The sequence below is a fragment of the Pseudacidovorax sp. RU35E genome (assembly GCF_900156165.1).
Taxonomy (GTDB): Bacteria; Pseudomonadota; Gammaproteobacteria; order Burkholderiales; family Burkholderiaceae_C; genus Xenophilus.
The window spans coordinates 51,019-77,215 of the sequence record NZ_FTMY01000012.1 but is presented as its reverse complement, the minus strand read 5'-3'; the positions used below and the strand labels follow the sequence as shown (position 1 = coordinate 77,215).

The 26,197-nt window shown below is 68.8% G+C and carries 25 protein-coding genes, 1 tRNA gene and 2 pseudogenes; 20 read left to right on the top strand and 8 right to left on the bottom strand.

All coding sequences use genetic code 11. The annotated features are described in order from the left end of the window. Positions 1 to 113: 113 nt before the first annotated feature. From BXA03_RS20350 to BXA03_RS20340, 6 genes and pseudogenes are all read right to left on the bottom strand, one after another. Positions 114 to 545, bottom strand: coding sequence for a very short patch repair endonuclease (locus BXA03_RS20350; RefSeq protein ID WP_076511026.1), 432 nt, complete (start codon positions 543 to 545; stop codon positions 114 to 116). Positions 546 to 923: 378 nt separating this feature from the next. Further along, on the bottom strand, positions 924 to 1,049 hold the full coding sequence (locus BXA03_RS27445) for a hypothetical protein (protein WP_255377197.1): 126 nt from the start codon (positions 1,047 to 1,049) through the stop codon (positions 924 to 926). Positions 1,050 to 1,127: 78 nt separating this feature from the next. Next, complete coding sequence (locus tag BXA03_RS27300) at positions 1,128 to 1,346, bottom strand: 3-hydroxyacyl-CoA dehydrogenase family protein (RefSeq protein WP_234983778.1); 219 nt, start codon at positions 1,344 to 1,346, stop codon at positions 1,128 to 1,130. Between the two features lie 36 nt (positions 1,347 to 1,382). Beyond that, positions 1,383 to 1,822 (bottom strand): annotated as a pseudogene (locus tag BXA03_RS27295) (3-hydroxyacyl-CoA dehydrogenase NAD-binding domain-containing protein); the annotation flags it as partial. Positions 1,823 to 2,130: 308 nt separating this feature from the next. Next, a complete protein-coding gene (locus BXA03_RS27555; protein WP_200803410.1) occupies positions 2,131 to 2,355 on the bottom strand; it encodes a helix-turn-helix domain-containing protein in 225 nt (74 codons plus the stop codon). Then, a complete protein-coding gene (locus tag BXA03_RS20340) occupies positions 2,262 to 3,017 on the bottom strand; it encodes an AraC family transcriptional regulator (protein ID WP_200803409.1) in 756 nt (251 codons plus the stop codon). The genes BXA03_RS27555 and BXA03_RS20340 overlap by 94 nt, the downstream gene beginning before the upstream one ends. A 238-nt stretch (positions 3,018 to 3,255) precedes the next feature. Between BXA03_RS20340 and BXA03_RS27550 the strand changes: the two are divergent. Beyond that, positions 3,256 to 3,399 (top strand): annotated as a pseudogene (locus BXA03_RS27550) (helix-turn-helix domain-containing protein); the annotation flags it as partial. Positions 3,400 to 3,461: 62 nt separating this feature from the next. Next, positions 3,462 to 4,538, top strand: a complete 1,077-nt coding sequence (locus tag BXA03_RS20330) for a tyrosine-type recombinase/integrase (protein ID WP_076511024.1) — start codon at positions 3,462 to 3,464, stop codon at positions 4,536 to 4,538. A gap of 15 nt (positions 4,539 to 4,553) precedes the next feature. Here BXA03_RS20330 and BXA03_RS20325 read toward each other — a convergent pair. Next, positions 4,554 to 4,629, bottom strand: a tRNA-Lys gene (locus tag BXA03_RS20325). A gap of 300 nt (positions 4,630 to 4,929) precedes the next feature. Here BXA03_RS20325 and BXA03_RS20320 point away from each other — a divergent pair. Genes BXA03_RS20320 through BXA03_RS20305 form a run of 4 tightly spaced genes read left to right on the top strand, consistent with a single transcriptional unit; the run spans position 4,930 to position 8,723 of the window. Beyond that, a complete protein-coding gene (locus tag BXA03_RS20320; protein ID WP_076511023.1) occupies positions 4,930 to 6,003 on the top strand; it encodes an NAD/NADP-dependent octopine/nopaline dehydrogenase family protein in 1,074 nt (357 codons plus the stop codon). Beyond that, positions 5,993 to 7,057 (top strand): 3-hydroxybutyryl-CoA dehydrogenase, encoded by a 1,065-nt coding sequence (locus BXA03_RS20315; protein WP_083716201.1) that lies wholly within the window; start codon positions 5,993 to 5,995, stop codon positions 7,055 to 7,057. Before BXA03_RS20320 ends, BXA03_RS20315 begins: the two co-directional genes overlap by 11 nt. Continuing rightward, positions 7,054 to 7,860, top strand: coding sequence for an alpha/beta fold hydrolase (locus BXA03_RS20310; RefSeq protein ID WP_076511022.1), 807 nt, complete (start codon positions 7,054 to 7,056; stop codon positions 7,858 to 7,860). The genes BXA03_RS20315 and BXA03_RS20310 overlap by 4 nt, the downstream gene beginning before the upstream one ends. Further along, a complete protein-coding gene (locus BXA03_RS20305) occupies positions 7,857 to 8,723 on the top strand; it encodes a quinone oxidoreductase family protein (protein WP_076511021.1) in 867 nt (288 codons plus the stop codon). Before BXA03_RS20310 ends, BXA03_RS20305 begins: the two co-directional genes overlap by 4 nt. A 79-nt stretch (positions 8,724 to 8,802) precedes the next feature. Here BXA03_RS20305 and BXA03_RS20300 read toward each other — a convergent pair whose 3' ends face one another. After that, positions 8,803 to 9,279, bottom strand: coding sequence for a MarR family winged helix-turn-helix transcriptional regulator (locus BXA03_RS20300; RefSeq protein WP_076511020.1), 477 nt, complete (start codon positions 9,277 to 9,279; stop codon positions 8,803 to 8,805). 142 nt (positions 9,280 to 9,421) lie between these two features. Between BXA03_RS20300 and BXA03_RS20295 the strand changes: the two genes are divergently transcribed. The 14 genes from BXA03_RS20295 to BXA03_RS20230 all read left to right on the top strand — a co-directional run bounded on the left by BXA03_RS20295 (position 9,422) and on the right by BXA03_RS20230 (position 26,191). Next, positions 9,422 to 11,593 carry a thiamine pyrophosphate-dependent enzyme gene (locus tag BXA03_RS20295; protein WP_076511019.1) on the top strand — a complete coding sequence of 724 codons (2,172 nt, stop codon included), beginning with the start codon at positions 9,422 to 9,424 and terminating at the stop codon, positions 11,591 to 11,593. Beyond that, positions 11,593 to 13,179, top strand: coding sequence for an indolepyruvate oxidoreductase subunit beta family protein (locus BXA03_RS20290; protein WP_369822455.1), 1,587 nt, complete (start codon positions 11,593 to 11,595; stop codon positions 13,177 to 13,179). Before BXA03_RS20295 ends, BXA03_RS20290 begins: the two co-directional genes overlap by 1 nt. Positions 13,180 to 13,191: 12 nt before the next feature. Further along, a complete protein-coding gene (locus BXA03_RS20285; RefSeq protein ID WP_076511018.1) occupies positions 13,192 to 14,196 on the top strand; it encodes a PDR/VanB family oxidoreductase in 1,005 nt (334 codons plus the stop codon). Positions 14,197 to 14,223: 27 nt separating this feature from the next. Next, positions 14,224 to 15,543 carry an aromatic ring-hydroxylating dioxygenase subunit alpha gene (locus BXA03_RS20280; RefSeq protein ID WP_076511017.1) on the top strand — a complete coding sequence of 440 codons (1,320 nt, stop codon included), beginning with the start codon at positions 14,224 to 14,226 and terminating at the stop codon, positions 15,541 to 15,543. Positions 15,544 to 15,545: 2 nt separating this feature from the next. Then, complete coding sequence (locus tag BXA03_RS20275) at positions 15,546 to 16,043, top strand: aromatic-ring-hydroxylating dioxygenase subunit beta (protein WP_076511113.1); 498 nt, start codon at positions 15,546 to 15,548, stop codon at positions 16,041 to 16,043. A gap of 13 nt (positions 16,044 to 16,056) precedes the next feature. Next, positions 16,057 to 17,685 (top strand): AMP-binding protein, encoded by a 1,629-nt coding sequence (locus BXA03_RS20270; RefSeq protein WP_076511016.1) that lies wholly within the window; start codon positions 16,057 to 16,059, stop codon positions 17,683 to 17,685. Next, positions 17,685 to 18,860 carry a thiolase family protein gene (locus BXA03_RS20265; RefSeq protein ID WP_076511015.1) on the top strand — a complete coding sequence of 392 codons (1,176 nt, stop codon included), beginning with the start codon at positions 17,685 to 17,687 and terminating at the stop codon, positions 18,858 to 18,860. Before BXA03_RS20270 ends, BXA03_RS20265 begins: the two co-directional genes overlap by 1 nt. Before the next feature lie 31 nt (positions 18,861 to 18,891). Next, positions 18,892 to 20,145: an SDR family NAD(P)-dependent oxidoreductase gene (locus BXA03_RS20260; protein ID WP_076511014.1), complete on the top strand. Its 1,254-nt coding sequence runs from the start codon at positions 18,892 to 18,894 to the stop codon at positions 20,143 to 20,145. A gap of 19 nt (positions 20,146 to 20,164) precedes the next feature. Then, positions 20,165 to 20,986: a cyclase family protein gene (locus tag BXA03_RS20255; RefSeq protein WP_076511013.1), complete on the top strand. Its 822-nt coding sequence runs from the start codon at positions 20,165 to 20,167 to the stop codon at positions 20,984 to 20,986. After that, positions 20,983 to 21,720, top strand: a complete 738-nt coding sequence (locus BXA03_RS20250; protein ID WP_076511012.1) for an SDR family oxidoreductase — start codon at positions 20,983 to 20,985, stop codon at positions 21,718 to 21,720. Before BXA03_RS20255 ends, BXA03_RS20250 begins: the two co-directional genes overlap by 4 nt. A gap of 216 nt (positions 21,721 to 21,936) precedes the next feature. Further along, positions 21,937 to 23,103, top strand: coding sequence for an ABC transporter substrate-binding protein (locus BXA03_RS20245; protein ID WP_076511112.1), 1,167 nt, complete (start codon positions 21,937 to 21,939; stop codon positions 23,101 to 23,103). A gap of 129 nt (positions 23,104 to 23,232) precedes the next feature. Continuing rightward, the gene (locus BXA03_RS20240; protein WP_076511011.1) at positions 23,233 to 24,378 is read left to right on the top strand and encodes an ABC transporter substrate-binding protein; all 1,146 of its coding nucleotides are present in this window, start codon (positions 23,233 to 23,235) and stop codon (positions 24,376 to 24,378) included. A 23-nt stretch (positions 24,379 to 24,401) separates the two neighbouring features. Continuing rightward, positions 24,402 to 25,715 (top strand): aromatic ring-hydroxylating dioxygenase subunit alpha, encoded by a 1,314-nt coding sequence (locus tag BXA03_RS20235; protein ID WP_076511010.1) that lies wholly within the window; start codon positions 24,402 to 24,404, stop codon positions 25,713 to 25,715. Beyond that, the gene (locus BXA03_RS20230) at positions 25,712 to 26,191 is read left to right on the top strand and encodes an aromatic-ring-hydroxylating dioxygenase subunit beta (protein ID WP_076511009.1); all 480 of its coding nucleotides are present in this window, start codon (positions 25,712 to 25,714) and stop codon (positions 26,189 to 26,191) included. Before BXA03_RS20235 ends, BXA03_RS20230 begins: the two co-directional genes overlap by 4 nt. The last annotated feature ends 6 nt before the right edge of the window (positions 26,192 to 26,197 follow it).

Here is a 26,197-nt window from a genome sequence, read left to right as displayed (position 1 = left end):
TGCGCCCCGCTGTCATGGCGTTTTGCCTGAGTCCGCATGGCTGATCCCCGAACTGAAGAGCGAATGCACCATTTTACACCAGGGTGGTGAACGCCGCGGACCCCTCGGCTCGCTCAGCGGCGAGGCATGGGTTGGCAAGGGTCGGGCTTCAAAAACGCTAACAGTCGTTCTTCGGTCCGCGGCAGGTCGCGAATTTCACATTCCCACAGTTCCAGTACTTGCCAGCCAAGTTCGGCAAGGGCGACGCGGTTGCGCTGGTCGCGGGCCCTGTTCGCCTCGATCTTGGGTGACCAGTACGCAGTGTTTGACTTCGACCCTGGCGCGATCTTGCACAGATGACCATGCCAAAAACAGCCGTGCACCAACACGGCCTTCCTATGCCTGGGGAGCACAATGTCGGGCCGGCCAGGAAGGTCCTTGCGATGGATGCGGAACCGGTAGCCCATCCGGTGCAGCATTGACCTGACGACGAGTTCGGGTTTGGTGTCCTTGCCGCGGATCCGGCTCATGAGGCGGGACCTCGCCTCTGGAGTGAGGGTGTCCATGCGAGGGAGGGGAGTTCGACGCTTGATGCTATTGGGGCTTGCGCCCTGGGCGGGCTTCGCGCCAAGGAAGCAAGTCTACGCCGTCGGTATGCCTCGGATCGCCGGTCATCGGGGCTGTAGCATGCCCCGAGGCTGGCGCCAGCAATCGATAATTGATGGGCTAAAGTTGCTGCCGGTCAAACTGGGTCCATCTCCCGCGCCAGCAAAAGCTTTCCATTTTTGACGGTAGAAGCGACGGTAAAGACCCATGTTCATGACCATCAACTCCAGCATCCATGCGGGCTTCCGGCCGTCGGAAACCATTGAGTGGGCTTAGCCGCAGCAGTGGAGTGGGGCAGGCCGCGCGCTTCATCGAGTGCGCACGGCCGAAGGCCGGTTTCAGTCCGTCTGGATGCGCGCGACGATCTCGTCCACGCGCGCCATGTCGGGCACGGCGGGGAAGTCCGGCCGCCGGAAGACCGGGTCCGGGTACTTGTAGTAGCCCTCGCCGGTCGGCAGCCCCATCAGGCCCTTGTCCAGGAAGTGCGCCTTGATTTAGGCCGCGTTGTCCAGCATCTGCTGGTCCTTCTTTTGATGGCCCCATTAGCTCAGCACGTCGAAGAAGGTCTTCATGCCGACCATGTCGATCAGCGCAAATGGGCCCATGCCGGCGCCCGCATTGACCTTGAGGTAGGTGCGGTCCACGTCCTCGGGCGTGGAGACGCCGTTGGTCACCAGCGTCTGTGCGGCGGCGATCAGCGGAACGAACCAAGTGTTGAGCACGTACCCGTTCTGCTCCTTCTGCACCGCGATCGGCACCATGCCTGTCTCGATGGCGAACTTGGTCGCCTGGCGAAGCGTCTCCTTCGCCGTCCGCGCGTGCGCCATGACCTCGATCACGTTCTTGATCCAGATCAGGTTGGCATAGTGCATCGCACAGTACTTCTCGGGACGGCCCGTGGCAGCGGCGAAGTCGCGCGCCAGCAGGGTGGAGGAGTTGGTGGCGATCAACGTGTGCGATGGCATAGTGGCGCCATCTTCCGGTAGACCTCGGTCTTGATAACGGGCACTTCGGGCACGGCCTCGATCACCAAGTCGGCCTGCTTCACGGCGTCAGCCAAGTCGGCGCTGTAGCGCAGTCTGCCGCGCGTGGCGGCGATGTCGGCATCGCCAGCCTTGAGGTCCTTGCTGTAGATCTCAGCATACCGGTCGTGGGCTCGTCTGCCGGCTTCCAGGGCATCGGCCGCGACGTCGTAGACGACGACGTTCTTTCCCTTGTAGGCGCTATGCGAGGCGATCTAACCGCCGAGCACGCCGGCACCGAGCATGGTCACGTTTTGAATGTTGGATATGTTGTCTCCGTTCGCCGGTCGAGGCCGGCACGATGGGGCTGAAGACGCCTCGCGCAGAGCACTGCCTGCAGCATGCCGCCGGGTTCGCGCACCGTTGACTACGGTGCGCACGGCTCGGGGGCGCCGCCTGCGGATACCTTCCTGGCGAGGACGTGGTCCAACGATAGGCAGGCGCCTTCGCTCGGTCTTGAAGAAGCCGGTGCAGTCTTTGAAGGGACGCCGAGCGGCAGAGCAGCTGCCTGCCGCGCCGCAGCTCAGTGGCTGCGGCTCTTGCGAAGCTCAGCCGGCGTGCGACCCAGCTTGGCGCGCATGACCCGCGTGAGGTGCGCCTGTTCGGCGAAGCCGTATGCGCTCGCCACCGCCTTGACCGGAAGCTTGCCTTGGTTCAGCAGTTCCTGGGCACGCGCGAGCCGGCGTTCGACGATGTAGTGGTGGGCGTGGTCTGGAACGACATCCGGAAGTGCTTCGTGAAGGTCCACACGCCCGTGTTCGCGAGGGCCGCGAGCACGTCCAGCGTCAGGTTCTGCTCCAGATGCGCCTCTATGTGGTCCGCGATGCGGCGACGCAAGGCGGGCGCAAATCGCCCGCTGGTCGAGTGCTCGACGAGATCGACCGAGGCGTGGCGGCGCAGCGGGTGGACCGCCAGTTGAGTGCTCAGTGCATCGACATAGAGCGCGCCGCCCAATGCGGTGTCGCTGGTCTCGGACGCCATGGCGTTCACGAGGCCGCTGACGACCGGATCCTGCACCCGCAACAGGTCGTGCAGCCGCACATCGCTGACCGACCTTTCGAACATGTCGGCGGCTATGCGCGAGACCAGTGACTTTGAGAGATAGGCATGCGCCACGTCGACCGGCTCAGTCCAGTGCCAGTGGGAGGCTTGCGAGCGGGTCAGCAGCGACACGTCGCCGGGATGGCATTCCGTACGGGTCCAGCGCCCGTCGAACCGTCGGTCCACCCGCGTGCTGCCGTGCCGATATGCCACGATCATGAATTGCGTCAGCTGGGGCACCTCGACGCCAAGGCCTTCGTAGCGATAGACGCGCAGACCGACATCCTTCCAGGCAAGTCCTTCGCTGGAGCACAGCACCTCCCCCGGGACCCAACGAGGGAGCTCTTCGGGGCTGATCAGGTGCGCCATGGCGAAATTGTCGGTGCCGAGTCGGACATCGCCGCCCTCGGGGAAACTTAGGCTGTGGGTTGGGGCTGACCAGCCGCCCGAGCGCTCTCATCGCGACCTCGCTCCGCAGACTGCTGCAGTACGCCGCACTGAGTTGTTGTAGATGACTCGTGAAGTGAACCTGACGCCTGTCACTTGATCAGGCGGGCACGGCAGGCAAACCAGGCGCCGCGCGGCCTGAGCGGGCAGGAGCCGATTCATGAAAACACTGGGCCTAGTTGAAGCTGCCGCCTTTCTGAGGTGCCACCCACAGGAACTGCGTGCACGCGCAAAGGCCGGCAAGATACCCGGCGCCAAAGTCGGGCGTGCCTGGGTCTTCATCGAGGACGACCTGGTCGAGCACATTCGTTCGCGCTATGCTGTCCCTCGGCAAGCGCTGCAAGTGACACTGAGAAAGGATATGCAATGTCACTACGCAAGCGAGGCGGTGTCTGGTGGGTCGACCTCGTCGCTCCAAGCGGAGAGCGAGTACGCCGCACTACTGGGACTGCCAACAAAGTCCTCGCACAGGAATTCCAGGACCGGATCAAGTCTGAACTGTGGCGCGTCGCCAGGCTTGGCGAAAGGCCAAGGAGGACGTGGAACGACGCAGCGGTCAGGTGGTTGAAGGAGCAGTCGCACAAGGCGACGGCAAGAGAAGACCGGGCCAAGTTGAGGTGGCTGGACAGGCACCTCGGCGGCCGGGAGCTCGAGACCATTAACCGGGCGTTGCTCGATCAGATCACGGAAGACAAGCTGGCGGGGGGATGCAGCAACGCGACGGTCAATCGCGTGCTGGCACTGGTCAGAGCGATTCTGCGCAAGTGTGTCAGGGACTGGGAATGGCTGGACAAGGCACCTGCGGTGCGAATGCTGCGGGAGTCTGGACGGCGCATTCGGTACCTGGAGCGGCATGAAGCTCGACGGTTGCTGGCCGAGCTGCCGGAGCACCTGGCGGACATGGCAGCGTTCTCACTCTGCACGGGGTTGAGGGCCGCCAACGTCACCGGGTTGATGTGGACGCAGGTGGACTTGGACAGGCGGCTGGCATGGATACATCCCGACCAGGCGAAGGCACGCAAGGCGATCCCGGTTCCGCTCAATGCGGAAGCGGTAGCCTTGGTGGCCAAGCAGTTGGGCAAACATGCCACGCATGTGTTCAGCTTTCGGGGAAGCCGGATCACGCAGGTCAGCACGAAGGCCTGGTACACGGCGCTGGAGCGCGCGGGCATTGAAGACTTTCGGTGGCACGACCTCCGGCACACCTGGGCGAGCTGGCATGTGCAAGGCGGCACACCCTTGTACGTCCTGCAGGAGATGGGGGGTTGGTCGAGCACGGACATGGTGAGGCGGTACGCCCACCTTGCCGCTGATCATCTGGCTCCCTACGCGGAGCGACTCGGTGGCCTGTGTGACGTTGAGGCGGCCATTCATGGCACAAATCTGTCACAGGCCGGGGCAGGAAAGAAAAAAGCACCTAGGTCGCGAGACCTAAGTGCTTGATTCCATTCTGAATTTTGGTGGGCCCTGAGTGACTCGAACACTCGACCTACGGATTAAGAGTCCGCTGCTCTACCAACTGAGCTAAGAGCCCGCTTGCGTCGATCTGTCGATCAACTCAGCGAAGAACGCGATTATATGCACCCTTTTCAGAGGCGGTCAACACTGCGCTGAAAAAAGTTTCGTGGCACCCGCGACAGGCCTCGGGACAGCAGCAGCGATCCAACTTGCCAGGCGACGGGGACGCGCGCCGAAGTGGCGAAAGCTCCCCGTCGCAGCCCCGCGGCCATAGGTGCCCAATGGGCATCAATTAAGTTGACAACTAAACCAATCAAAAGTAATGTTTATATGGCCTCGGCTGGACCCTCGTCCGCCTGCCAGACCAGGAGCAGACATGAGGATTGCGGTATTGGGTGGAGGGCACGGCTGCTACGCCGCGGCCGCCGATCTGTCGGAAGCCGGCCACGATGTACGGCTGTGGCGCAGGGACGCGCAGGCACTGCAGCCGGTGGTCGAGGCGCGCAGCATCCGCCTGAAGGATGCGGCCGGGGCACGCGACGTGCCCATCGCCCTGGCCACCGCCGACATCGGCGAGGCGCTGCGCGACGCAGAACTCGTCGTGGTGCCGGTGCCGGCCACGGCCCAGGCCGACATCGCCCGCGCCATGGCGCCCCACCTGGTCGATGGCCAGGTGGTCTTCCTGCCGCCGGGCACCTTCGGCAGCGTGGTGATGGCGCGCATCGTGCGCGAGTCCGGCAACCGGGCCGACGTGGCCTGGGCCGAGACCGGCACGTTGCCTTACCTCGCGCGCAAGCATGGTGAGCGCGAGGTCAACGTCACCATCCGCGCCATCCGCCTGCCGACCGGCGTCTACCCGGCGCGCCATACCGAGCAGGCCATCGCCGTGATCCGCGGCGCCTATCCGTCGGTGCATGGCTGCGGCGATGCGCTGTCGGGCGCGCTGATGAATGCGGGGCCCATCATCCATCCGCCGCTGATGGTGATGAATGCCGCGCCGCTGCAGCACTTCGAGCGCTGGGACATCCACAACGAAGGCACACAGCGCGCCGTGCGCCAGGTGACCGACCGCCTGGACCACGAGCGCATCGCCGTGCGCGAGGCCTTCGGCCAGGGTGCGCCGCACTATCCGCTGGCCGACCACTACGACAACGACCGCTGGATGTATGGCGACGCCCACAAGCAGTTGGTGAAGTCGGGCGACTGGCGCGAGAACATCGACCTCTACGGCCACCGCTACATCACCGAGGACACCGAACTGGGCCTGGCCTTTCTGGCTTCGGCGGCCCGGTATGCCGGGGTGGATGCGCCCATCGCGCACGGTTTGCTGGCCATCGTCGGCGGCTTCCTCGGACGCGACCTGCGGCAGGGACCGCGCAGCTTCGAGGCACTGGGCCTGGCCTCGCTGTCGCGCGAGGCGCTGGTGCAGAGGCTGCACGATGGCGAATGAGCCGACCGCTCCGGTGGCGCCCGCCGGCGGGGTCGCCGCCCAAGGGGCCGCGGAGGGCGAGGCGCCGTCCGCCCGTTTCGTGGCCGTGGGTGCCGGCCGCATGGGGCGCGGCATCGCCATCGCCTTCGCCTACGCCGGCCACCGCATCGCGCTCGTCGATCTGCGACAGCGCAGCGACGAGGCGTGGGCACGGCTGACGGCCGAAGCCACCGCGGAGATCGACGGCGCCCTGCGTGGGCTGGCCCGCCAGGGGGTGCTGCGCGACGAGCAGGTCGCGCCCATCGCCGCCCGCGTGCAACTGGTGCGCGTGGGCGACGCCCCTGCCGCCCTGGCCGCGGCCGAGCTGGTCTTCGAAGGCGTGCCCGAGACCCTGGAGGCCAAGCGCGAGGCCTTCGATTGGCTCAACCGACATTGCCGCGACGAAGCCATCCTCACCTCGACCACCAGCAGCATCCTAGTGACGCAGCTGGCGGCGCTGGTGCGGCGGCCGGAGCGCTTCCTCAACATGCACTGGCTCAACCCCGCGTATGTGATCCCGGTGGTGGAGCTGAGCTGCCACACCGGCACCGACGCGGAGGTGCTGGCCCACACCAAGGCGCTGCTGGAGGGCATCGGCAAGCTGCCCGTGGTCTGCGGCCCCACGCCCGGCTACATCGTGCCGCGCCTGCAGGCGCTGGTGATGAACGAGGCGGCCCGCATGGTGGAGGAGGGCGCCGCCACTGCAGAGGAGATCGACAAGGCCACCCGCTTCGGCCTGGGCCTGCGCTTCGCGGCACTGGGCGTCGTGGAGTTCATCGACTTCGGCGGCTGCGACATCCTGCACCACGCCAGTCGCGAGATGTCGCAGACCATCGACCCGGCGCGCTATGCCGCACCTGCCATCGTCGAGGACATGGTGCGCCAGCAACGCCTGGGCCTGAAGACCGGCAGCGGCTTCCACGACTATGAGGGCCGCGACCTGGCGGCCTACCGCGCCGACGTGCTCGCCCGCACGCTGACCCAGCTGCGCAGTGCTGGCCTGTGGCGGGGCCCGCAGGACGAGGTGCAGTCATGAGCCTCGCCATCCGCCGCGCCTTCACCGACCTGTCGGTGGGCCAGGTGCACCATGCCGCCTGCGGCGACCCGGCCGCACCGGCGGTGCTGCTGCTGCACCAGTCACCGCGCAGCTGGCGCGAGTACGCGGCGGTGCTGCCCCGGCTGGGCGAGCACTGGCATGCCATCGCCATGGACACGGCCGGCTTCGGCGACTCGGCGGCGGGCGAAGGGCCGGCCTCCATCGAACACTTCGCGCAGGTGGCGCTCGAGCTGATCGACGCGCTGCAGCTGCCGCGTGTGCATGTGGTCGGCCATCACACCGGCGGCGTGGTCGCCATCGAGCTGGCTGCGCTGGCCCCTGCGCGTGTGGCCTCGCTGGTGCTGTCCTCCACGCCCTTCACCGATGCCGCATTCCGCAAGGCCCGCGCCGAACGGCCGCCCATCGACGAGGTGGCGCCCAGCACCGACGGCAGCCACCTGATGGCGCTGTGGCAGCGGCGCCAGGGCTTCTATCCGCCGCAGCGACCCGAGCTGCTCGAAGCCTTCGTGCGCGACGCGCTGGCCGTGGTCGACCCCGAGGCCGGCCACCGTGCCGTGGCGGCCTACCGCATGGAGGAGCGCATCGGCCTGCTCACGCAGCCGGTGTGCATCCTGCGTGCGACGGCCGATCCCTTCGCCGCACCGCATGTGCAGGAGCTGATGCACCACCTGCCGCACGCCACGCGGGTGGACATCGAAGGCGGCATGGTGCCGCTGCCCGACCAGATGCCCGACGCCTTTGCCGCTGCGGTCCACACCTTCCTGGAGGGGCTTGCGCCATGAAAGCCTGGCGTGTCCATGCCTGGGGCCAGGCGCCCGTCCTGGAAGAGCGGCCCGATCCGCAGCCGCGCCCCGGCCATACGCTGGTGCGCACGGCCGCCGCGACCGTCGCGCATGTGGACCGCACCGTGATGAAGGGCGGCTTCCTGTCGCCGCCACCGCTGCCCTACACGCCCGGCGTGGAGGCGGCCGGCGTGGTCGTGCAGTCGGAACGCTTCGCGCCCGGCACGCGCGTGTGGCTGCGCGGCGGCGGACTGGGCACGCGGCGCGATGGCACCTGGTGCGTGCTGATCGACGCGCCCGACGACGCCATCGGCCTGCTGCTGGACGGCGTGGACATGGCGCTGGGCTCGGCCTTCTTCTCGCCCTGCACATCGGCCTGGGTGGCCCTGCGGCATGTGGCGGATCTGCAGCCGGGCGAGCGGGTGGGCGTCACCGGCGCGAGCGGCGCGGTGGGCAGCATCACCGCTCAGTTGGCGCGCGCCTGGGGCGCGACCGTCGTCGACGCACCAAGCCCCGACTCGCCGGTGGACCTGCTGGTCGACACCGTGGGCGGCCCGGTGCTCGAACAGTCGCTCGACGCCGTCAGCCCCGGCGGTCGCATCGTGCTGGTGGGCTACACGGCCGGCGAACAGGTGGGCCTGTCGCTGCCGCTGCTGATGCAGCGGGACGTGCGGCTGCTGCCGCTCAACATGTACCGACGCGAGGCCCAGGGGCGGGCGGCGGCGCCCCAACTGCTGGAACTGCTGCGCGCAGGCGCCCTGACGTTGGCCACGCAGCGCTTCGCGTTGGAGCAGGCGCCGGCGGCGCTGGCCTGGATCGCCCAGCGCGGGCACCGCGGCAGGGCGGTGCTTGCCTTCGACTGAAGACCCCCGCCTGCGCTTGCGCCTGCGTCGCGGCGCTGGCGCGCCTGTGGCCGCCGCACTCCCGGGCGCCCAGCGCCGGTCACTCCGCCGCTTCGTCTTCTTCGTCCTGGTCCGCGTGCAGCGCGATCATCTGCCTGAGCGTCTTCTTCAGTTCTTCCGCGCGCTGCAGCCCGAAGGGCTCAAGCACGCGGTGCTCATGCTCGCGCGCCAGCTTCATCAGATGGGCCACGGCTTCCGCGCCCCGGGGCGTGATGCGCACCAGCGTGATGCGGCGATCACTGTCATGGGGCAGGCGTTCCACCTGGCCCTTGGCCTCCATGCGGTCCAGCAGGCGCGTGACCGTGGGCTGCTTGGTCACCGTCACCTGCGCAAGGTCGCCGATGCTGATGGCCTCGCCGTCGGCCAGTGAGGCCATCACACGCCATTCGGACACCGAAAAGCCGTGTTCCCGGGCCACCTTGTGGAACTCGCCCGAGATGAGCTGGCTGGCCTGCGCCAGCAGGGCTGGCAGGTAATCGTCGACGAACAGACGCGACTCGGGGGTATGCAATGTCATGGCCGGAATGATCCTACCGCTGGCATACCGTTTGCTTGGCTAGGGTAATGCATGATTGTGAATAGATTCAGGTCTAAATAGAGTTGCATCTTGCCACCCCACAGACAGGAGCGCCGTTGGCGTTTCCCAGGAGAGCAGTCACATGGCCGAGCGTTCGTTCGTCGAAGAAGTGAAGAAGCTGCGTCTTGCCGAAGGCGAGACCTTTCGCGGTGAGGGCATTCTGGCCGTCACCAAGGCCCTGCTGGAGTCTGGCGTTTCGTACGTCGCCGGCTACCAGGGTGCGCCCATCTCGCACCTGATGGACGTGCTGGCCGATGCGCAGGACATCCTGGCCGACCACGGCATCCGCTTCGAGAACAGCGCCAGCGAGGCCACGGCCGCCGCCACGCTGGCCGCCTCGGTCAACTATCCGCTGCGCGGTGCCGTGACCTTCAAGGCCACGGTGGGCACCAACGTGGCGTCGGACGCGCTGGCCAACCTGGCCTCGGGCGGCGTCACCGGCGGCGCGCTCATCATCGTGGGCGAGGACTACGGCGAGGGCTCCTCGATCATGCAGGAGCGCAGCCATGCCTTCGCCATGAAGTCGCAGATGTGGATGCTCGATCCGCGGCCCAACCTGCCCAGCATCGTGCAGGCCGTGAAGACCGGCTTCGAGCTGTCGGAGGCGAGCAACACGCCCGTGATGCTGCAGCTGCGCATCCGCGCCTGCCACGTGCACGGGCAGTTCACCGCCTCCGACAACCGCCGCGCCGCCTTCACGCTGAAGGAGGCGCTGGAGAACCCGCAGCGCGACGTCAGCCGCATCGTGCTGCCGCCCGCGAGCTTTCTGCACGAGCAGGAGAAGATCAAGGAGCGCTGGCCCGCCGCCGTGCGCTTCATCGAGGAGCGCGGCCTCAACGAGTTCTTCGCGGAGGGCGCGGACGACATCGGCATCATCGTGCAGGGCGGTTGCTACAACACGCAGGTGCGCGCGCTGGAGCGTCTGGGCCTGGCCGACGTGTATGGCCGCTCCAGGGTGCCGCTGTACGTGATGAACGTGGCCTACCCGGTCATCGACAGCGAGGTGCGGCGCTTCTGCGAGGGCAAGCGCGCCGTGCTGGTGGTCGAGGAAGGGCAGCCCAACTTCGTCGAGCAGAACATCGCCACCATCCTGCGCCAGGCCGGCAGCAGCACCGCGCTGCACGGCAAGGACCTGCTGCCTGTGGCCGGCGAGTACACCGCCCAGGCCGTGATGGCCGGCACGCGCGCCTTCTGCGAGCGCTACGGCCGCCTGGCCCCCAAGGCCGCGCCGGCCGCGGAGGTGCCCGCCCGGCCGCGCAAGATCATCCCGCTCATCAGCGAGGCGCAGCTCATGCCGCTGGAGCGCAGCGTGCATGCGCGCCCGCCGGGCTTTTGCACCGGCTGCCCCGAGCGGCCCATCTTCAGCGCCATGAAGCTGGTGCAGCGTGAGCTGGGCCAGCACCATGTGTCGGCCGACATCGGCTGCCACCTGTTCTCCATCCTGCCGCCCTTCAACATCGGCAACACCACCATGGGCTATGGCCTGGGCGCGGCCGGTTCGGCGGCGCTCAACACCCAGGCCGACAAGCGCGCCATCGCGGTGATGGGCGACGGCGGCTTCTGGCACAACGGCCTGACCAGCGGCATCGCCAACGCGGTGTTCAACCAGAGCGACAACCTCACGGTGGTGGTCGACAACAACTACACCTCGGCCACCGGCGGGCAGGACATCCTGTCGTCCAAGGCCGTCAACGCCACGCGCAGCACTGGCCATGAGATCGAGCAGGCGGTGCGCGGCGTGGGCGTCAAGTGGGTCAGGACCCTGCGCCGCACCTACGACGTGGCCGGCATGCGCGACACGCTCAAGGAAGCGCTGACCACGAAGGACAAGGGCCCCAAGGTCATCATTGCCCAGTCCGAGTGCATGCTGAACCGCCAGCGGCGCGAGAAGCCGCTGCTGCGCAAGGCCATCGCCGACGGCAAGCGCATGGTGCGCGAAAAGTTCGGCGTCGACCCGGACACCTGCACCGGCGACCATTCTTGCATCCGCCTGTCGGGCTGTCCCTCGCTGTCGATCAAGCCCAACCCCGATCCGCTGCGGCAGGAGCCCGTGGCCGCCGTGATGGACAGCTGCGTGGGCTGCGGCGTGTGCGGCGAGGTGTCGCATGCCGCGGTGCTGTGTCCCTCTTTCTACAAGGCGCAGGTGGTGAGCAACCCGACCGGCTGGGACCGGCTGCGCGAGCGCGTGCGCGGCGCCGTCATCGGCTGGATGCAGCGCCGCGACGCCGAGCGCCGCGCGCGACTGGCCTTCTGATGCAACCCGAGCTCGTGATGACGCAACAACCCCAACAACCCATCAAGATTGCCATCCTCGCCATGGGCGGCGAGGGCGGCGGCGTGCTGGCCGACTGGCTGGTGGACCTGGGCGAGGCCAACGGCTGGATCGCGCAGACCACCTCGGTGCCGGGCGTGGCCCAGCGCACGGGCGCCACCATCTACTACGTCGAGATGTACCCCGAGGCGCAGGCCCATGCTGACGGCGCGCACCCCGTGCTGGCGCTGATGCCGCTGCCCGGCGATGTGGACGTGGTGCTGTGCTCCGAGCTGATGGAGGCCGGCCGCGCCGTGCAGCGCGGGCTGGTCACGCCCGATCGCACCACGCTGGTCGCCTCCACGCACCGCGTCTACTCCATCGCCGAGAAGAGCGCGATGGGCGACGGCCGGGTCGACAGCACGCAGCTGCTGGCCCATGCCGAGCAGGCGGCGCAGCGCTTCGTGCGCTTCGACATGGCCGAGGCCGCGGCGCAGAACGGCAGCGTGATCAGCGCCGTGCTCTTCGGCGCGCTGGCGGGCACCGGCGTGCTGCCGTTCGGACGGGAACAGTTCGAGGCGACCATCGAGCGCGGCGGGGTGGGGGTGAAGCCCAGTCTCAAGGCTTTCGGCGCGGCATTTGCGCGGGCGCAGGCCGGCGAGACTGCGGCGCAGGCTGAGCCCGTGGCGCCCACGGCGCCGCGCGCGACTTCGGCCGATCCGGCCATCCAGGCGCTGCTCACGCGCCTGTACGGCGAGTTTCCGGTCCAGGCCCAGCCGCTGATGCTCGAGGGCCTGCGCCGCCTGGTCGACTACCAGGACGTAGCCTATGCCGCGCTCTACCTGGACCGCATGGCCGAGGTCTGCCGCCTGCCCGACGACGCGGCCCGCACGCTGGCGTGCGAGACGGCCCGCCACCTCGCCCTGTGGATGAGCTACGAGGACACGGCCCGCGTCGCCCAGCTCAAGACCCGCTCCAGCCGCTTCGCCCGTGTGAAGCAGGAAACCGGCGTGAATGCCGACCAGGTCATCGCCATCAACGAATACATGCACCCCGGCCTGCGCGAGATCTGCGAGACCCTGCCCGGCGGCATGGGCCGCTGGCTCATGGGCTCGGGCGCGCCGCGCCGGCTGGTGGAGGGCATGACGAAGAAGGGCCGCGTGGTGCAGACCAGCTCGGTGCATGGCTTCCTGCTGCTGTCGGCCGTGGCCTTCGCCCGCCGCTGGCGGCGCAGCACCATCCGCTACTCGGAAGAGAACGGCCGCATCGAGCAATGGCTGCACGGCCTGCGCGAGGCGGCCACGGCCTCGCCGGAACTCGCGGTGGAACTGGCCCGCTGCCAGAAGCTGGTGAAGGGCTACAGCGACACCCACGAGCGCGGCGTGCGCAACTACGACACCGTCATCGCCGCCTGGCGTCAGGCCGGGCCCACGTTGGCGCCGGCGACGCTGCGCGCCTGGCGCGAGGCTGCGTTGGCCGACGAGCATGGCCATGCGCTGAAGGCGTCGCTTGCGCAGCATGCGGCTACCACGGGCACCGCGACCGGCCAGGCCACGCCGCCGGTCGCTGCCATGGCCCTGCCGGCCTGACACGGAGCGCGCATGACCGCATCGCCCGTCCTCACGACCCTGCCGCTGCGCGTGGCCGAGACCCGCCTGCTCAACCCGCTGATCCGTCTGCTGCGGCTCGAACATGCCGAAGGTGCGGCCCTGCCGGGCTGGACGCCGGGCGCCCACATCCAGGTGCAGGTGCAACTGCCCGACGGGCAGGCCGACTGGCGCCACTATTCGTTGATCGACCTGGAAGGCGTGGCGGGCACGCCGGGCTTCGCACCCAGGGGCTACACCATCGCGGTGCGGCGGGAAGAGGGCGGCCGTGGCGGCTCGCGCTTCATGCACGACGGCCTGCAAGCTGGCGACCGCCTCACCATCCAGGCACCGCGCAACGACTTTCCGCTCGATGACCATGCCGCCCGCGCCGTGCTGCTGGCTGGCGGCATCGGCATCACGCCGCTTGCAAGCATGGCGGCCCGTTGCCGCGCCCAGGGCCGCCCGGTGGCCCTGCACTATGCCGGCCGCAGCCGCACGCTGCTGGCCTTCGCCGACGAACTGCAGGCGCTGCTGGGTGCCGACCTGCGGCTGCATGCCGACGACGAGGCCGGCGGCCAGGGCTTCGACATCGCAGCGCTGCTCGATGGCATGGCGTCGGACGAGCCGCTCTACGTCTGCGGCCCCAAGCCGCTGCTCGATGCCGTGCTCGCCGCCGCCCAGGCGCGCGGCTGGGCGCCGGGCCGGGTGCATTTCGAACTGTTCAGCGCGCCGGTCGTGGAAGCCGGCGACCAGCCCTTCGAGGTCGAGCTGGCGCAGTCCGGCCAGCGCTTCACCGTCCCGGCCGATCAGACGATCCTGGACTGCCTGATCGCGCACGGCTGCGACCCGCTCTACGACTGCAAGCGCGGCGAATGCGGCGTCTGCGCGGTGCCGGTGATCGAGGGCGAAGTCGACCACCGCGATTACGTCCTCTCGCAGGCCGAGAAGGACGGCGGCCAGGTGATGCAGATCTGCATCTCCCGCGCCAAGGGCCCGCGCCTGGTGCTGGACCTGTAGGCCCCACGAATCCAAGGAAGGCATGCCATGACACGCTACCGAGACAACCCCGAGGCGATCCGCGCCCTGGTGCAGCCGCAGCAGGTGCACCGCGACCTCTACATCAGCCCCGAGCTCTTCGAACTGGAGCAGGAGCACTTCTTCGCCAACACCTGGAACTACGCCGGCCACGACAGCCAGGTGCCCAAGCCGGGCGACTTCATCACCGTGGACATCGCCGGCCGGCCGCTGATCGTGGTGCGCCACACCGACGGCACCGTCAAGGTGCTGATGAACCGCTGTGCCCACAAGGGCTCGCGCGTCGTCAACGGCGCCTGCGGCAACACGGGCAAGTTCTTCCGCTGCCCCTACCACGCCTGGACCTTCAAGACCGACGGCGCGCCGCTGGCCATTCCGCTCAAGAACGGCTACGAGGGTACGGCGCTGAAGGAGTGCGATGCGTCCAAGGGCCTGGTGCCGGTGCGGCATGTGCGGCTCTACCGCGGCTTCATCTTCGTCAAGCTCAACGACGTGGGGCAGGACTTCGAGGAGTACTTCGGCAACTCGCTCTCGTCCATCGACAACATGGCCGACCGCTCGCCCGAGGGAGAGCTGGAGGTGGCCGGCGGGTGCCTGCGCTTCATGCACCAGTGCAACTGGAAGATGTTCGTCGAGAACCTCAACGACACCATGCACCCGATGGTGGCGCACGAATCCTCGGCCGGCACCGCCAAGTCCATGTGGGCCGGCCAGCCGGCCGATGCGCCAAAGCCCATGGCCATCGAGCAGTTCGTGCCCTTCATGTCCGACTACCAGTTCTTCGACGGCATGGGCGTGCGGGTGTACGACAACGGCCACAGCTTCTCGGGCGTGCACTTCAGCATCCACAGCAAGTACTCGGGCATCCGGGGTTATGAAGATGCGATGAAGGCCCGCTACGGCGATGAGCGCACCGCGCAGATCCTGGGCATGGCGCGGCACAACACCGTGTACTACCCCAACCTCACGATCAAGGGCGCGATCCAGGCGATTCGCGTGGCGCGGCCCGTCGCGGTGGACCGCACGCTGGTCGAGAGCTGGACCTTCCGCCTCAAGGGCGCGCCGGACGAGCTGCTGCAACGCACCACCACCTACAGCCGCCTCATCAACTCGCCCTTCTCGGTGGTGGGCCATGACGACCTGCAGGCCTACCGCGGCATCCAGGCCGGCCTGCATGCCAGCGGCAACGACTGGGTCAGCCTGCACCGCAACTACGACGAGCAGGAAGGCCGCGCGCCCGAAGAGACCAGCAACGGCACCAACGAGTTGCCCATGCGCAACCAGTACCGGTCGTGGCTCAAGCACATGACCCTGACGATGGGAGCATGACCATGGCCGAACTCACGCCCGCCACCGTCACCCGCGATCAGCTGATCGACTTCGTCATGCACGAGGCCCGGCTGCTCGATGAGAAGCGCTTCGACGAATGGAATGCGCTGTTCACCGACGACGCCATCTACTGGGTGCCGCTCACGCCGGGCCAGCCCGACGGTCTGAACCACACCTCGCACCTGTACGAGGACAAGCTGCTGCGCGACCTGCGCATCGAACGCTTCAAGAGCCCGCGTGCCTTTTCGCAGCAGCCGCCCAGTCGCTGCCAGCATGTGCTGCAGCTGCCGGGGCTGGAGTCGCGCGACGAGGCTGCCAACCGCTTCGTGCTGCGCACGCCCTTCCACTACAGCGAGGCGCAGGCGGACGAGATGCTCTTCCTCACCGGCGTGGCCTGGCACCACCTGTGCGTGCACGAAGGCGCGCTGCGCATGGTGCTCAAGCGTGTGGACCTGATCAACAGCGATGCCGCGTTGCCGGCGGTCCAGCTATTCCTCTGAGGCGGATTCCCGCATGCCCCACCGCACCATCCACGACGCCTTCGCGGCCAGCGCCGCGCGCACGCCGCAGGCGGACTTCCTCTGCACCGAGCCGGTCACCGCCGAGGTCTACGGCATACCGGCCGGCACCACGGCCTGGGCCGAGGCCGCGGCAGAGGTCGAGCGCCTGCGCCTGGCCTATGCCCATGCCGGCTGGGGCCACGGCCACCGGGTCGGCCTGCTGCTGGAGAACCGGCCCGCCTTCCTCTACCACTGGTTCGCGCTCAATGCCCTGGGCGTGAGCGTGGTGCCCATCAATGCGGAGATGCGCTCGGCCGAGCTGGCCTACCTGATCGGCCACAGCGAGATCGGCCTGGCCGTCACGCTGCCGCAGCGCGCGCGCGACCTGGAGGCCGCCGCGGCCCAGGCCGGCCGGACGCTGCACACCATGGCGGCCGACGCCACCGACGTGCCCGCGCCCGCCGAGCCCCCGCCCCGCGCCAACGAGGTCGTGGGCCTGGGCACCGAGTGCGCGCTGCTCTACACCTCGGGCACCACGGGCCGGCCCAAGGGCTGCATGCTGAGCAACGCCTACTTCCTGCAGGCGGGCGAATGGTATGCGGGCCTGGACGGCGTGTGCGCCTTCCGCCGCGACCAGGAGCGGCTGATGACGCCGCTGCCGCTCAATCACGTCAACGCCATGGCCTTCTCGACCATGGTGGTGCTGGTGGCCGGCGGCTGCCTGGTGCAGCTGGACCGTTTCCATCCGCGCAGCTGGCTGCAGAGCGCGCGCGACAGCCGCGCCACCATCGTGCATTACCTGGGCGTGATGCCGGCCATGCTGCTGGCTGCGGCCGAGGCGCCGGCCGACCGCGACCATGCCATCCGCTGGGCCTTCGGCGCCGGCGTGGACCGCAAGAACCACGCGCCCTTCGAGGCACGCTTCGGCTTCCCGCTGGTCGAGGCCTGGGCGATGACCGAGACCGGCGCGGCGGCCTGCATCATGGCCAACCATGAGCCGCGCCATGTGGGCACCAGCTGCTTCGGCCGGCCCGAGGATTTCGTCGAGGTGCGCCTGGTCGATGACGAGGGCCAGGACGTGCCCGCCGGGACGCCCGGCGAACTGCTGGTGCGCTCCAGCGGCGACGACCCGCGCCGCCACTTCTTCGGCGGCTACCTGAAGGACCCGGCGGCCACTGATGAAGCCTGGCAGGGCGGCTGGTTCCACACCGGCGACATGGTGCGCCGCGACGAGTCGGGCAGCCTCTACTTCGTGGACCGCAAGAAGAACGTCATCCGCCGCAGCGGCGAGAACATCTCGGCGGTGGAGGTCGAGAGCGTGCTCAACCAGCACCCAGCCGTGAAGGTGTCGGCCGTCGCTGCCACGCCCGATGCGGTGCGCGGCGACGAGGTGCTGGCCTGCATCGTCATCGACCCCGACGCCTCGGCCGAGCCGAGCGAGGCCCTGGCGGCGGACATCGTGCGCCATGCGCTGGCCCAGCTGGCCTATTACAAGGCGCCTGGGCACGTCGCCTTCGTCGAGGCCTTGCCGCTCACGGCCTCGCAGAAGATCCAGCGGGGCGAGCTGCGCCAGATGGCGCAGGCGCTGCCGGGCAGCGCGGGCTGCTTCGACACCCGCGCCATGAAGAAGAGGCAGGACTGATGGGCCGGCGACAACGCAGCAACTACGACGGTGTGGCCGTGGCCGTGCCGGTCACGGTGCCCTACCAGCGCTATTCCACCGAGGGTGCGCATTTCTTCCTGGGCAGGGCCGTGCGCGCGCTGCTGGAGGCCAGCGGCATCGCCAAGGACGACATCGACGGCCTGTGCCTGTCGAGCTTCTCGCTGGCGCCCGACACGGCCGTGGGCGTCACGCAGCACCTGGGCCTGTCGCCGCGCTGGCTGGACCATGTGCCCACCGGCGGTGCATCCGGCGTCATGTGCCTGCGCCGCGCCGCACGCGCCGTGCAGTGCGGCGACGCGGAGGTGGTGGCCTGCGTGGCGGCCGACACCAACCATGTGGACTCCTTCCGTCAGACGCTGGGCGCCTTCAGCAACTTCGCGCGCGACGCCACGTACCCCTACGGCTCCGGCGGGCCGAACTCCATCTTCGCGATGATCACCGCCCATTACATGCGGCAGTTCGGTGCGCGGCGCGAGGATTTCGGCCGCCTCTGCGTGGCCCAGCGACAGAACGCGCTGGGCAACCCCAACGCCATGTTCAAGAAGCCACTGACGCTCGATGAGTACATGGCGGCGCGGCCCATCTCCGATCCGCTGCACCTCTTCGACTGCGTGATGCCCTGCGCCGGCGCCGAGGCCTTCCTGGTGATGACAGCCGAACGGGCCCGCGACCTGGGTCTGCCGTACGTCACGGTGCGCGGCAGCATCGAGCGCCACAACGCCTTCGCCGACGACCCGATCATGGTGCGCGGCGGCTGGGCGCGCGACCGCGATGACCTGTATGCGCAGGCCGGCGTGCAGCCGAAAGACATCGACTTCATCCAGACCTACGACGACTACCCGGTCATCGTGATGATGCATTTCGAGGACCTGGGCTTCTGCGAGAAGGGCGAGGGTCCGGCCTTCGTGCAGTCGCACACGCTGACGCACGACGGCAGCTTTCCCAACAACACCAGCGGTGGCCAGCTCTCGGCCGGCCAGGCGGGCGCCGCGGGCGGCTTCCTGGGCATGACCGAGACGCTGCGCCAGCTCACCGGCCAGGCCGGACCGCGCACCGTGCCCGACGCACAGCTGGGCCTGGTGGCCGGCTTCGGCATGGTCACCTACGACCGCTGCCTGTGCACCGGTGCCGTGATCCTCGGGAGGCCGGAATGAACCACTTGTCTGCTGCGAAGGGGGACGCACGATGACCATGCCTCTCATGCGCCCCAAGCGCAAGAACCCCGTCCTGCGCACCCGCCAGATGAACCTGCCGCCCTGGGCGCGGGGGCGCGAGGCGCTGGGCATCACCGCCGCCGCCGCCGAGGGCCGCTTCGAGTTGCAGGTGTGCGAGGAATGCGGCACGGTGCAGTACCCGCCGCGCGGTGCATGCAAGCACTGCCTGTCGATCGACCTGCGCTGGCGGCCCCAGAGCGGCGAGGGCGAGCTGCTCAGCGCCACCACGCTGCACCACAGCAACGACCTGTTCTTCCGCGAGCGCCTGCCCTGGCGGCTGGGCATGGTGCGGCTGGACAGCGGCCCCTCCCTCATGGTCCACCTGCATGGCGAGGTGGGCGAGGCACCGCAGCGCGTGCGCGTCGGTGCCCGGCTCGACCGCGCCGGACAAGCGGTATTGATCGGATTCCCCTTTGAAGGAACTGCACACATGGCCGACGACCCGATGCTGCGTGAAATGACCAGCGACCCCAAGTTCCGCAAGGTGCTGGTGACCGACGGCAAGACGCCCGCCGGCCAGGCCCTGGTGCGCGCCCTGGTCAAGGCCGGCGCGGACATCGTCTGGGTCGGCCATGCCGAGCCCTGGAAGCAGCTGGGCGGCCTGGAGGACATCAGCGCGCTGCCGCAGGTGACGCTGGTCCCGCTGGACCTGACCAACGGCCGCGCCGTCACCGAGCTGGCCGGCGAGATCGGCGGCAAGGTCGACATCGTCATCAACAACGCCGAGGTGCACCGCACCTTCGGCATCGGCGCGCGCCGCGGCACCGACGTGGCCCGGCTGGAGATGGACATCAACTACTTCGGCCTGCTGCGGCTGGCGCAGGAGTTCGGTCCGGCGCTCAAGGGCCGCTCGGCCGACGGCACGATCGGGGCCACGGCCTGGGTCAACCTGCTGTCGATCTATGCGCTGTCCAACTTCCCGCCGCACGGCACCTTCAGCGCCAGCAAGGCGGCTGCCTATTCGCTGGCGCAGTGCCTGCGTGCCGAGATGCGGCCGGCCGGCATCCGCGTCATCAACGTATTCCCCGGCCCCATCGACGACGAGTGGAACCAGCACATGCCACCGCCCAAGCTGGGCCCCGACGCGCTGGCCAATGCCATCGTCAAGGCGCTGCGCGACGGCGTGGAGGACGTCTACCCCGGCGACGTGGCGCAGGAATGGCTGCAGCGCTGGCGCGACAACCCGAAGGTGCTGGAACGCGAGCTGGCGACCAATGGCGGCTGAACCCGGCAAGGAGACACCCATGAGCAACGCAACCACGACCCCCGTCGCCGCACCTACCGGCCTCGACGCCCTGGCCGGCCTGGTCGGCGCGCTGGCCACCGGCCGCATCCGCGTCATCGACCTCACGCAGACGCTGACGCCCGAGTTCCCGCAGATCGCGCTGCCGCCCGAGATGGGCCAGTGCTGGCCCTTCCGCATCGAGGAGGTGTCGCGCTACGACGAGCGCGGCCCGGGCTGGTACTGGAACAACTTCTCCTGCGGCGAGCACACCGGCACGCATTTCGACGCGCCCATCCACTGGATCTCCGGCCGCGACCTGCCGAACAACGCGGTGGACACCATCCCCGTGCAGAACTTCGTGGCACCCGCCTGTGTCATCGACTGCTCGCCACAGGTCAAGGACGACCCGGACTACCTGCTCACGCTGGAGGACATCGCCGAGTGGGAGGCCGCCCACGGCCGCATCCCCAAGGGCGCGTGGGTGCTGATGCGCACTGACTGGTCCAAGCGCACCGACCCGGCCGAGTACCAGAACTTCGACGAGACCGGCCAGCACACACCCGGGCCGAGCACGGCCGCCGTGCGCTTCCTGGTGGAAGAGCGGGACGTGCTGGGCTTCGGCTCGGAGGCCATCGGCACCGACGCCGGCCAGGGCTACCACCTGCGCCCGCCGTACCCCTGCCACTACTACATGCACGGGGCAGGACGCTACGGCCTGCAATGCCTGTGCAACCTGGACCTGCTGCCGCCGGCTGGCGCAGTGCTGATCTGCCCACCGCTCAAGATCGAAAAGGGCAGCGGCAGCCCGCTGCGGGTGCTGGCGCTGGTGGGCTCGGCATGAGCGCGACGCCAGACCGCGGCGTCGCCGTCGTCACCGGCGGCAGCGCCGGCATCGGACAGGCCATCTGCCAGGACCTGCTGGAGGGCGGCTGGGAGGTGGTGAGCCTGGCCCGCCGCCCGGCCGACATCGCCCATGCGCGGCTGCACAGCATCGAGGTGGACCTGAGCGACCGCGCCGCCACGGCGCAGGCCGCAGCCGAGGTCGCCTCTCGCTGGCAGGTGACGACCGTCGTGCACAACGCGGGCGTGATCCGCGCCGCCCTCTTGCCGCAGGTGCAGCTGACCGACCTGGATGCGCTGGTGGACCTGCACCTGGGCTGCGCCGTGCAGCTGGTGCAGGCCGCCCTGCCGGCCATGCGTGCGGCGGGCTTCGGCCGCGTGGTGCTGCTGTCGTCCCGCGCGGCGCTGGGACTGGCCACCCGCACCAGCTATTCGGCCACCAAGGCCGGCATGCTGGGCATGGCCCGGACCTGGGCGCTGGAGCTGGGCGGCGAGGGCATCACCGTCAACGTGGTTGCGCCCGGGCCCATCCGCACCGACATGTTCTACGACGTGGTCGACGCCGGCAGCGAGAAGGAACGGGCGCTGGCGGCCAGCGTGCCCGTCAGGCGGCTGGGCGAGGCGGCCGATGTGGCACGGGCCGTGCGTTTCTTCGTAGAGCCGGCCAACAGCTTCGTGACCGGACAGGTGCTCTACGTGTGCGGAGGCACCAGCGTGGGGAGCTTGGCGCTCTAGGCCGTGCATCGGCGCACCATGCTGCGCCACGACTTTCCACCATGAGGACAGTCCCCTTGCAACGCCTGGATGTGCTCGCTAGGATTGTTTAAGACTAAATAATTGATAAGTCATGTGCCAATGCGACAGCCGCAGGAGTGTGGAAGAGGCGGCCCGTCGACATCGGCGTTGTTCCACCGTGTTGCCACCGAAAAGATGGAGTTCGCGATGAAGTTGATGAAGTCACTACGTCCCCTGCGCAGCCTGGCTGCCCTGGCCTGCGCCACGCTGCTGGGGGCCACGGCCCCCGCCGCACTGGCGGCCGACTACAAGGTCGGCTTCATCACCTCGCTGTCGGGCCCCGTCTCGTCGCTGGGCATCCCCTACCAGAAGGGCATGGCCGCGGCGCAGGCCTTCAAGGCCGACATCGACGGCAAGAAGGTGCAGGTCATCCAGCTCGACGATGCCTCGGACCCGAGCACCGCGGCCCGCAACGCCCGCAAGCTGATCGACGAGGACAAGGTCGACGTCATCATCGGCACGGCCGGCTCGCCGGGCGCGCTGGCCATCGCCGCCGTGGCGCGCGAGACGAAGACGCCGCTCATCTCCATCGCCAACGCCAACCTGGCGGGCGAGGAGGGCGCCTGGATGGTCACGCTGCCCCAGCCCGCGCCGCTCATGATCAGCGCCGTGGTGGATCGCATGAAGAAGTCCGGCGTCAAGACGGTGGGCTACATCGGCTTCTCCGACGCCTGGGGCGACCTGGTGTACGACGCGCTGCAGAAGAGCGCCGAGCCGGCCGGCATCAAGGTCGTTTCCAACGAACGCTATGCGCGCGCCGATTCGTCGGTGACGGGCCAGGTGCTCAAGATCGTGGCGCTGCGGCCCGACGCCGTGCTCACCGGCACCTCCGGCACGCCCGGCGCGCTGCCCTACCTGGCGCTGGCCGAGCGCGGCTACAAGGGCCAGATCTATGGCACCCATGCGCTGATCAACCCCGACTTCGTGCGCGTGGGTGGCGCCGCGGTCGAAGGCCTGCTGGCCCCCACCGGCCCGGTGATCGTGGCCGAGCAGCTGCCGGCCGACAACCCGATCCGCAAGGTGTCGATGGACTTCCGCGGTGCCTACCAGAAGGCCAACGGGGCGGTGCCCACCGATGCCTTCTCGGCCTACACCTTCGACGCCTGGCTGATCTTCCTGGACGCCGCCAAGCGCGCCTCGGCGCAGGCCGAAGCGGGCACCCCGCAGTTCCGCGTGGCGCTGCGCGACGCCATCACCTCTACCCGCGAGCTGGTCGGCACGCACAGCATCTACAACTTCAAGCCCACCGACCGCTATGGCTCGGACGAGCGCTCGCGGGTCATCGTGCGGCTCGAAAAGGGCCAGTGGAAGCTGGTGCCCTGAGGGCCTGACGCTTTTTTTCCACGCCGCTGCCGCGGCGGGATGCCGCCGTGTCCACGGTGCGGGCGGCTGGGTCCTGCCGCCTGACACCTTCCTTTCCTGTTGTCCTTGTTCCTGCTGGAGCCTATCGCGATGGCCTCTCGTCTGCTTCGTCCTCTCGCCCTGCTGGGCGCCTCGGCCTTCACCGTCGGCGCCCTTGCGGCCGACCTCAAGGTGGGCGTCATCAGCTCGCTATCCGGCCCGGTGTCGGCGCTGGGCATTCCCTATGAGAAGGGCATCCGCGCTGCCCATGCGCAGATGCCCACCATCGCCGGCCGCAAGGTCGAACTGATCGTGCTGGACGACGCCTCCGACCCCACCACGGCCGGCCGCAATGCCCGCAAGCTGGCCACCGAGGACAAGGTCGACGTGCTCATCGGCACCTCGGGCGTGCCCGGCGCCATGGCCATCGCCGCCGTGGCGCGCGAGCTGAACGTGCCGCTGATCTCGCCCACGCCGGTGTCGCTGCCGGGGGCCGAGAACGGCTGGACGGTGTCGGTGTCGCAGCCCTTCGAGCTGATGGTCGCCGCCGTGGTCGACAAGATGAAGGCCGCGGGCGTGAAGACGGTGGCCTTCATCGGCTTCTCCGACGCGCTGGGCGACCTGGCCTACGACTCGCTGGTCAAGAGCGCAGGCGAGGCCGGCATCAAGGTGGTGGCCAACGAGCGCTATGCGCGCACCGACAGCTCGGTGGCGGGCCAGGTGCTCAAGATCGTGGCCCAGCGGCCCGACGCGGTGTTCGCCGGCAACTCGGGCACGCCCGGCGCGCTGCCCTACCTGGCGCTGGCCGAGCGCAACTACAAGGGCCGCATCTACGGCACGCACGGCCTGATCAACGCCGACTTCGTGCGCGTGGGCGGCAAGTCCATCGAGGGCCTGGAAGTGCCCAGCGGCCCGGTGCTGGTGGCCGAGCAGCTGCCGGCCGACAACCCGATCCGCAAGGTGTCGATGGACTTCCGCGCGGCCTACCAGAAGGCCAATGGCGCGCCGCCGGCGGACGCCTTCTCGTCGTACACCTATGACGCCTACCTGCTGCTGGCCAATGCCGCCGCGCGCGCCAAGGGCGAGCCCGGAACGCCGGCCTATCGCCAGTCGCTCAAGGACGCCATCGTCGCCACCCGCGAGCTGGTCGGCACGCATGGCATCTACAACTTCACGGCCGACAGCCGCTACGGCTCCGACAAGCGCGCGGTGGTGATCGTGCGCATGGAAAAGGGCCAGTGGAAGCTGGTCCCCTGAGCCTTGCCCCAGGACGCCCGGCCATGACCGCCTACCGCCATGACCCCGCCGCGATCCAGGCCCTGGTGCAGGACCGGCGCGTGCACCGCGACCTGTACCTGAGCCAGGAACTCTTCGAGCTGGAGCAGGAGCGCTTCTTCGCCCGCACCTGGCAGTTCGCCGGCCATGCGAGCGAAGTGCCCGCGGCGGGCGACTACTGCACGCGCGAGATCGCGGGCCGCCCCCTGCTGATGGTCCGGCAGGCCCATGCCAGCGTCGGCGTCTTCTACAACCGCTGCGCCCACAAGGGCGCCCAGCTGGTCACCGAAGCGCACGGCAACACGGGCCGCTTCTTCCGCTGCCCCTACCACGCGTGGACCTACAAGCTGGACGGCGCGCCGCTGGCGCTGCCGCTCAAGGCGGGCTACGAGGGCACGGGCCTGGCGCAGTGCGAGTCGGGGCAGGGCCTGCAGCCGGTGGCCGGTGTGGCGGTGTACCGCGACTTCGTATTCGTGCGGCTGGCGAAGGATGGCCCGGGCTTCGACGAGTACTTCGGCGGCATCCTGCAGGTGATCGACAACATGGTCGACCGCTCGCCCGAGCGCCGGCTGACGGTGGCGGGCGGCGTGCTGCGCAACGTCATCCACTGCAACTGGAAGATGTACCTGGAGAACATCAACGACACGGTGCATCCCATGTCCACCCACGAGTCGGCCACGCAGGCGGCCAGCGCGCTGTGGAAGGACCAGCCCGCCGACGCGCCCAAGCCGATGGCCATGGAGCAGATCCTGCCATTCGGCTCGGGCTACGACTTCTTCGACCGCATGGGCGGGCGGGTGTACCCCAACGGTCACAGCGTGCTCGGCACGCGCTTCAGCATCCATTCCAACTACGCGCAGCTGCAGGACTACGAGGACGCGCTGCGCGGCGCCCTGGGCGAGGAGCGCGCCAACGACGTGCTGCAGCGCTCGCCGCAGAACGCGGTGCTCTTTCCCAGCCTGTCGGTCAAGGGCTCGCCGCAGGCCATCCGCGTGATCCGCCCGTTGGCGGCGGACCGCACGCTGGTCGAGGCCTGGAGCTTCCGCGCAGAGGGCGCGCCCGAGCTGCTGCTGCAACGTTCGATGAACTACAACCGGCTGGTCTTCTCGCCCATGTCGGTGGTGGCGCACGACGACGTGCACCTGTTCGAGAGCATGCAGCAGGGCCTGCGTGGCGAGGGCAACGAATGGGTCAGCCTGCACCGCGGCTTCGCCGAGGGCGAGCGCAGCGACGCGGTCGAAGAGACCAGCGGGACGGACGAGCGCCTGATGCGCAACCAGTTCCGTGCCTGGGCCCGGTGGATGGGGGAGGCCGCATGACACTCGCCGCCGAGGACTTCGTGGTCCATGAAGCCGAACTGATCGACGACCGCCGCTGGGACGACTGGCTGGCCCTCTTCGCACCCGATGGCCGCTACTGGATCCCGCTGCAGGGCGCCGCGCAGGCCGACGACCAGACCCACAACGCGCTGGCGCTCGAAGACCGGCTGCTGCTCGAACTGCGCGTCAGGCGACTGCACAGCCCGCGCGCCCATTCGCAGCATCCGGCCAGCCGCTGTCAGCATGTGCTGCAGGCGCCGCGCCGCCTGCCGCCCTGGCAGCACGAAGTCGAGGCCGTGCGCCTGCGCACCGCCTTCCTCTACATCGAGTCGCGTGGCCCACAGCAGGTGCAGCTGGCCGGCCACTGCGTCCACACGCTGGTGCCCGGCGGGCCGCTGGGCTGGCTGATCCGCGAGAAGCGGGTCAACCTGCTCGATGCGGGGCAGCCGCTGCCGGCCATCCAGTTGTTTGTCTAGTCCTTC

Excerpts from the sequence above, each read along its gene's own strand:
- BXA03_RS20270 (WP_076511016.1), top strand. The coding sequence starts at position 16,057 with ATGCCCCACCGCACCATCCACGACGCCTTCGCGGCCAGCGCCGCGCGC.
- BXA03_RS20305 (WP_076511021.1), top strand. The coding sequence starts at position 7,857 with ATGAAAGCCTGGCGTGTCCATGCCTGGGGCCAGGCGCCCGTCCTGGAA.
- BXA03_RS20235 (WP_076511010.1), top strand. The coding sequence starts at position 24,402 with ATGACCGCCTACCGCCATGACCCCGCCGCGATCCAGGCCCTGGTGCAG.
- BXA03_RS20255 (WP_076511013.1), top strand. The coding sequence starts at position 20,165 with ATGAGCAACGCAACCACGACCCCCGTCGCCGCACCTACCGGCCTCGAC.
- BXA03_RS27445 (WP_255377197.1), bottom strand. The coding sequence starts at position 1,049 with ATGGGGCTGCCGACCGGCGAGGGCTACTACAAGTACCCGGACCCGGTC.
- BXA03_RS20250 (WP_076511012.1), top strand. The coding sequence starts at position 20,983 with ATGAGCGCGACGCCAGACCGCGGCGTCGCCGTCGTCACCGGCGGCAGC.
- BXA03_RS27300 (WP_234983778.1), bottom strand. The coding sequence starts at position 1,346 with ATGGTGCCGATCGCGGTGCAGAAGGAGCAGAACGGGTACGTGCTCAAC.
- BXA03_RS20300 (WP_076511020.1), bottom strand. The coding sequence starts at position 9,279 with ATGACATTGCATACCCCCGAGTCGCGTCTGTTCGTCGACGATTACCTG.
- BXA03_RS20245 (WP_076511112.1), top strand. The coding sequence starts at position 21,937 with ATGAAGTCACTACGTCCCCTGCGCAGCCTGGCTGCCCTGGCCTGCGCC.
- BXA03_RS20320 (WP_076511023.1), top strand. The coding sequence starts at position 4,930 with ATGAGGATTGCGGTATTGGGTGGAGGGCACGGCTGCTACGCCGCGGCC.
- BXA03_RS20350 (WP_076511026.1), bottom strand. The coding sequence starts at position 545 with ATGGACACCCTCACTCCAGAGGCGAGGTCCCGCCTCATGAGCCGGATC.
- BXA03_RS20330 (WP_076511024.1), top strand. The coding sequence starts at position 3,462 with ATGTCACTACGCAAGCGAGGCGGTGTCTGGTGGGTCGACCTCGTCGCT.
- BXA03_RS20290 (WP_369822455.1), top strand. The coding sequence starts at position 11,593 with ATGCAACCCGAGCTCGTGATGACGCAACAACCCCAACAACCCATCAAG.
- BXA03_RS20310 (WP_076511022.1), top strand. The coding sequence starts at position 7,054 with ATGAGCCTCGCCATCCGCCGCGCCTTCACCGACCTGTCGGTGGGCCAG.
- BXA03_RS20275 (WP_076511113.1), top strand. The coding sequence starts at position 15,546 with ATGGCCGAACTCACGCCCGCCACCGTCACCCGCGATCAGCTGATCGAC.
- BXA03_RS20285 (WP_076511018.1), top strand. The coding sequence starts at position 13,192 with ATGACCGCATCGCCCGTCCTCACGACCCTGCCGCTGCGCGTGGCCGAG.
- BXA03_RS20315 (WP_083716201.1), top strand. The coding sequence starts at position 5,993 with ATGGCGAATGAGCCGACCGCTCCGGTGGCGCCCGCCGGCGGGGTCGCC.
- BXA03_RS20230 (WP_076511009.1), top strand. The coding sequence starts at position 25,712 with ATGACACTCGCCGCCGAGGACTTCGTGGTCCATGAAGCCGAACTGATC.
- BXA03_RS20265 (WP_076511015.1), top strand. The coding sequence starts at position 17,685 with ATGGGCCGGCGACAACGCAGCAACTACGACGGTGTGGCCGTGGCCGTG.
- BXA03_RS20260 (WP_076511014.1), top strand. The coding sequence starts at position 18,892 with ATGACCATGCCTCTCATGCGCCCCAAGCGCAAGAACCCCGTCCTGCGC.
- BXA03_RS20295 (WP_076511019.1), top strand. The coding sequence starts at position 9,422 with ATGGCCGAGCGTTCGTTCGTCGAAGAAGTGAAGAAGCTGCGTCTTGCC.
- BXA03_RS20240 (WP_076511011.1), top strand. The coding sequence starts at position 23,233 with ATGGCCTCTCGTCTGCTTCGTCCTCTCGCCCTGCTGGGCGCCTCGGCC.
- BXA03_RS20280 (WP_076511017.1), top strand. The coding sequence starts at position 14,224 with ATGACACGCTACCGAGACAACCCCGAGGCGATCCGCGCCCTGGTGCAG.
- BXA03_RS20340 (WP_200803409.1), bottom strand. The coding sequence starts at position 3,017 with ATGGCGCACCTGATCAGCCCCGAAGAGCTCCCTCGTTGGGTCCCGGGG.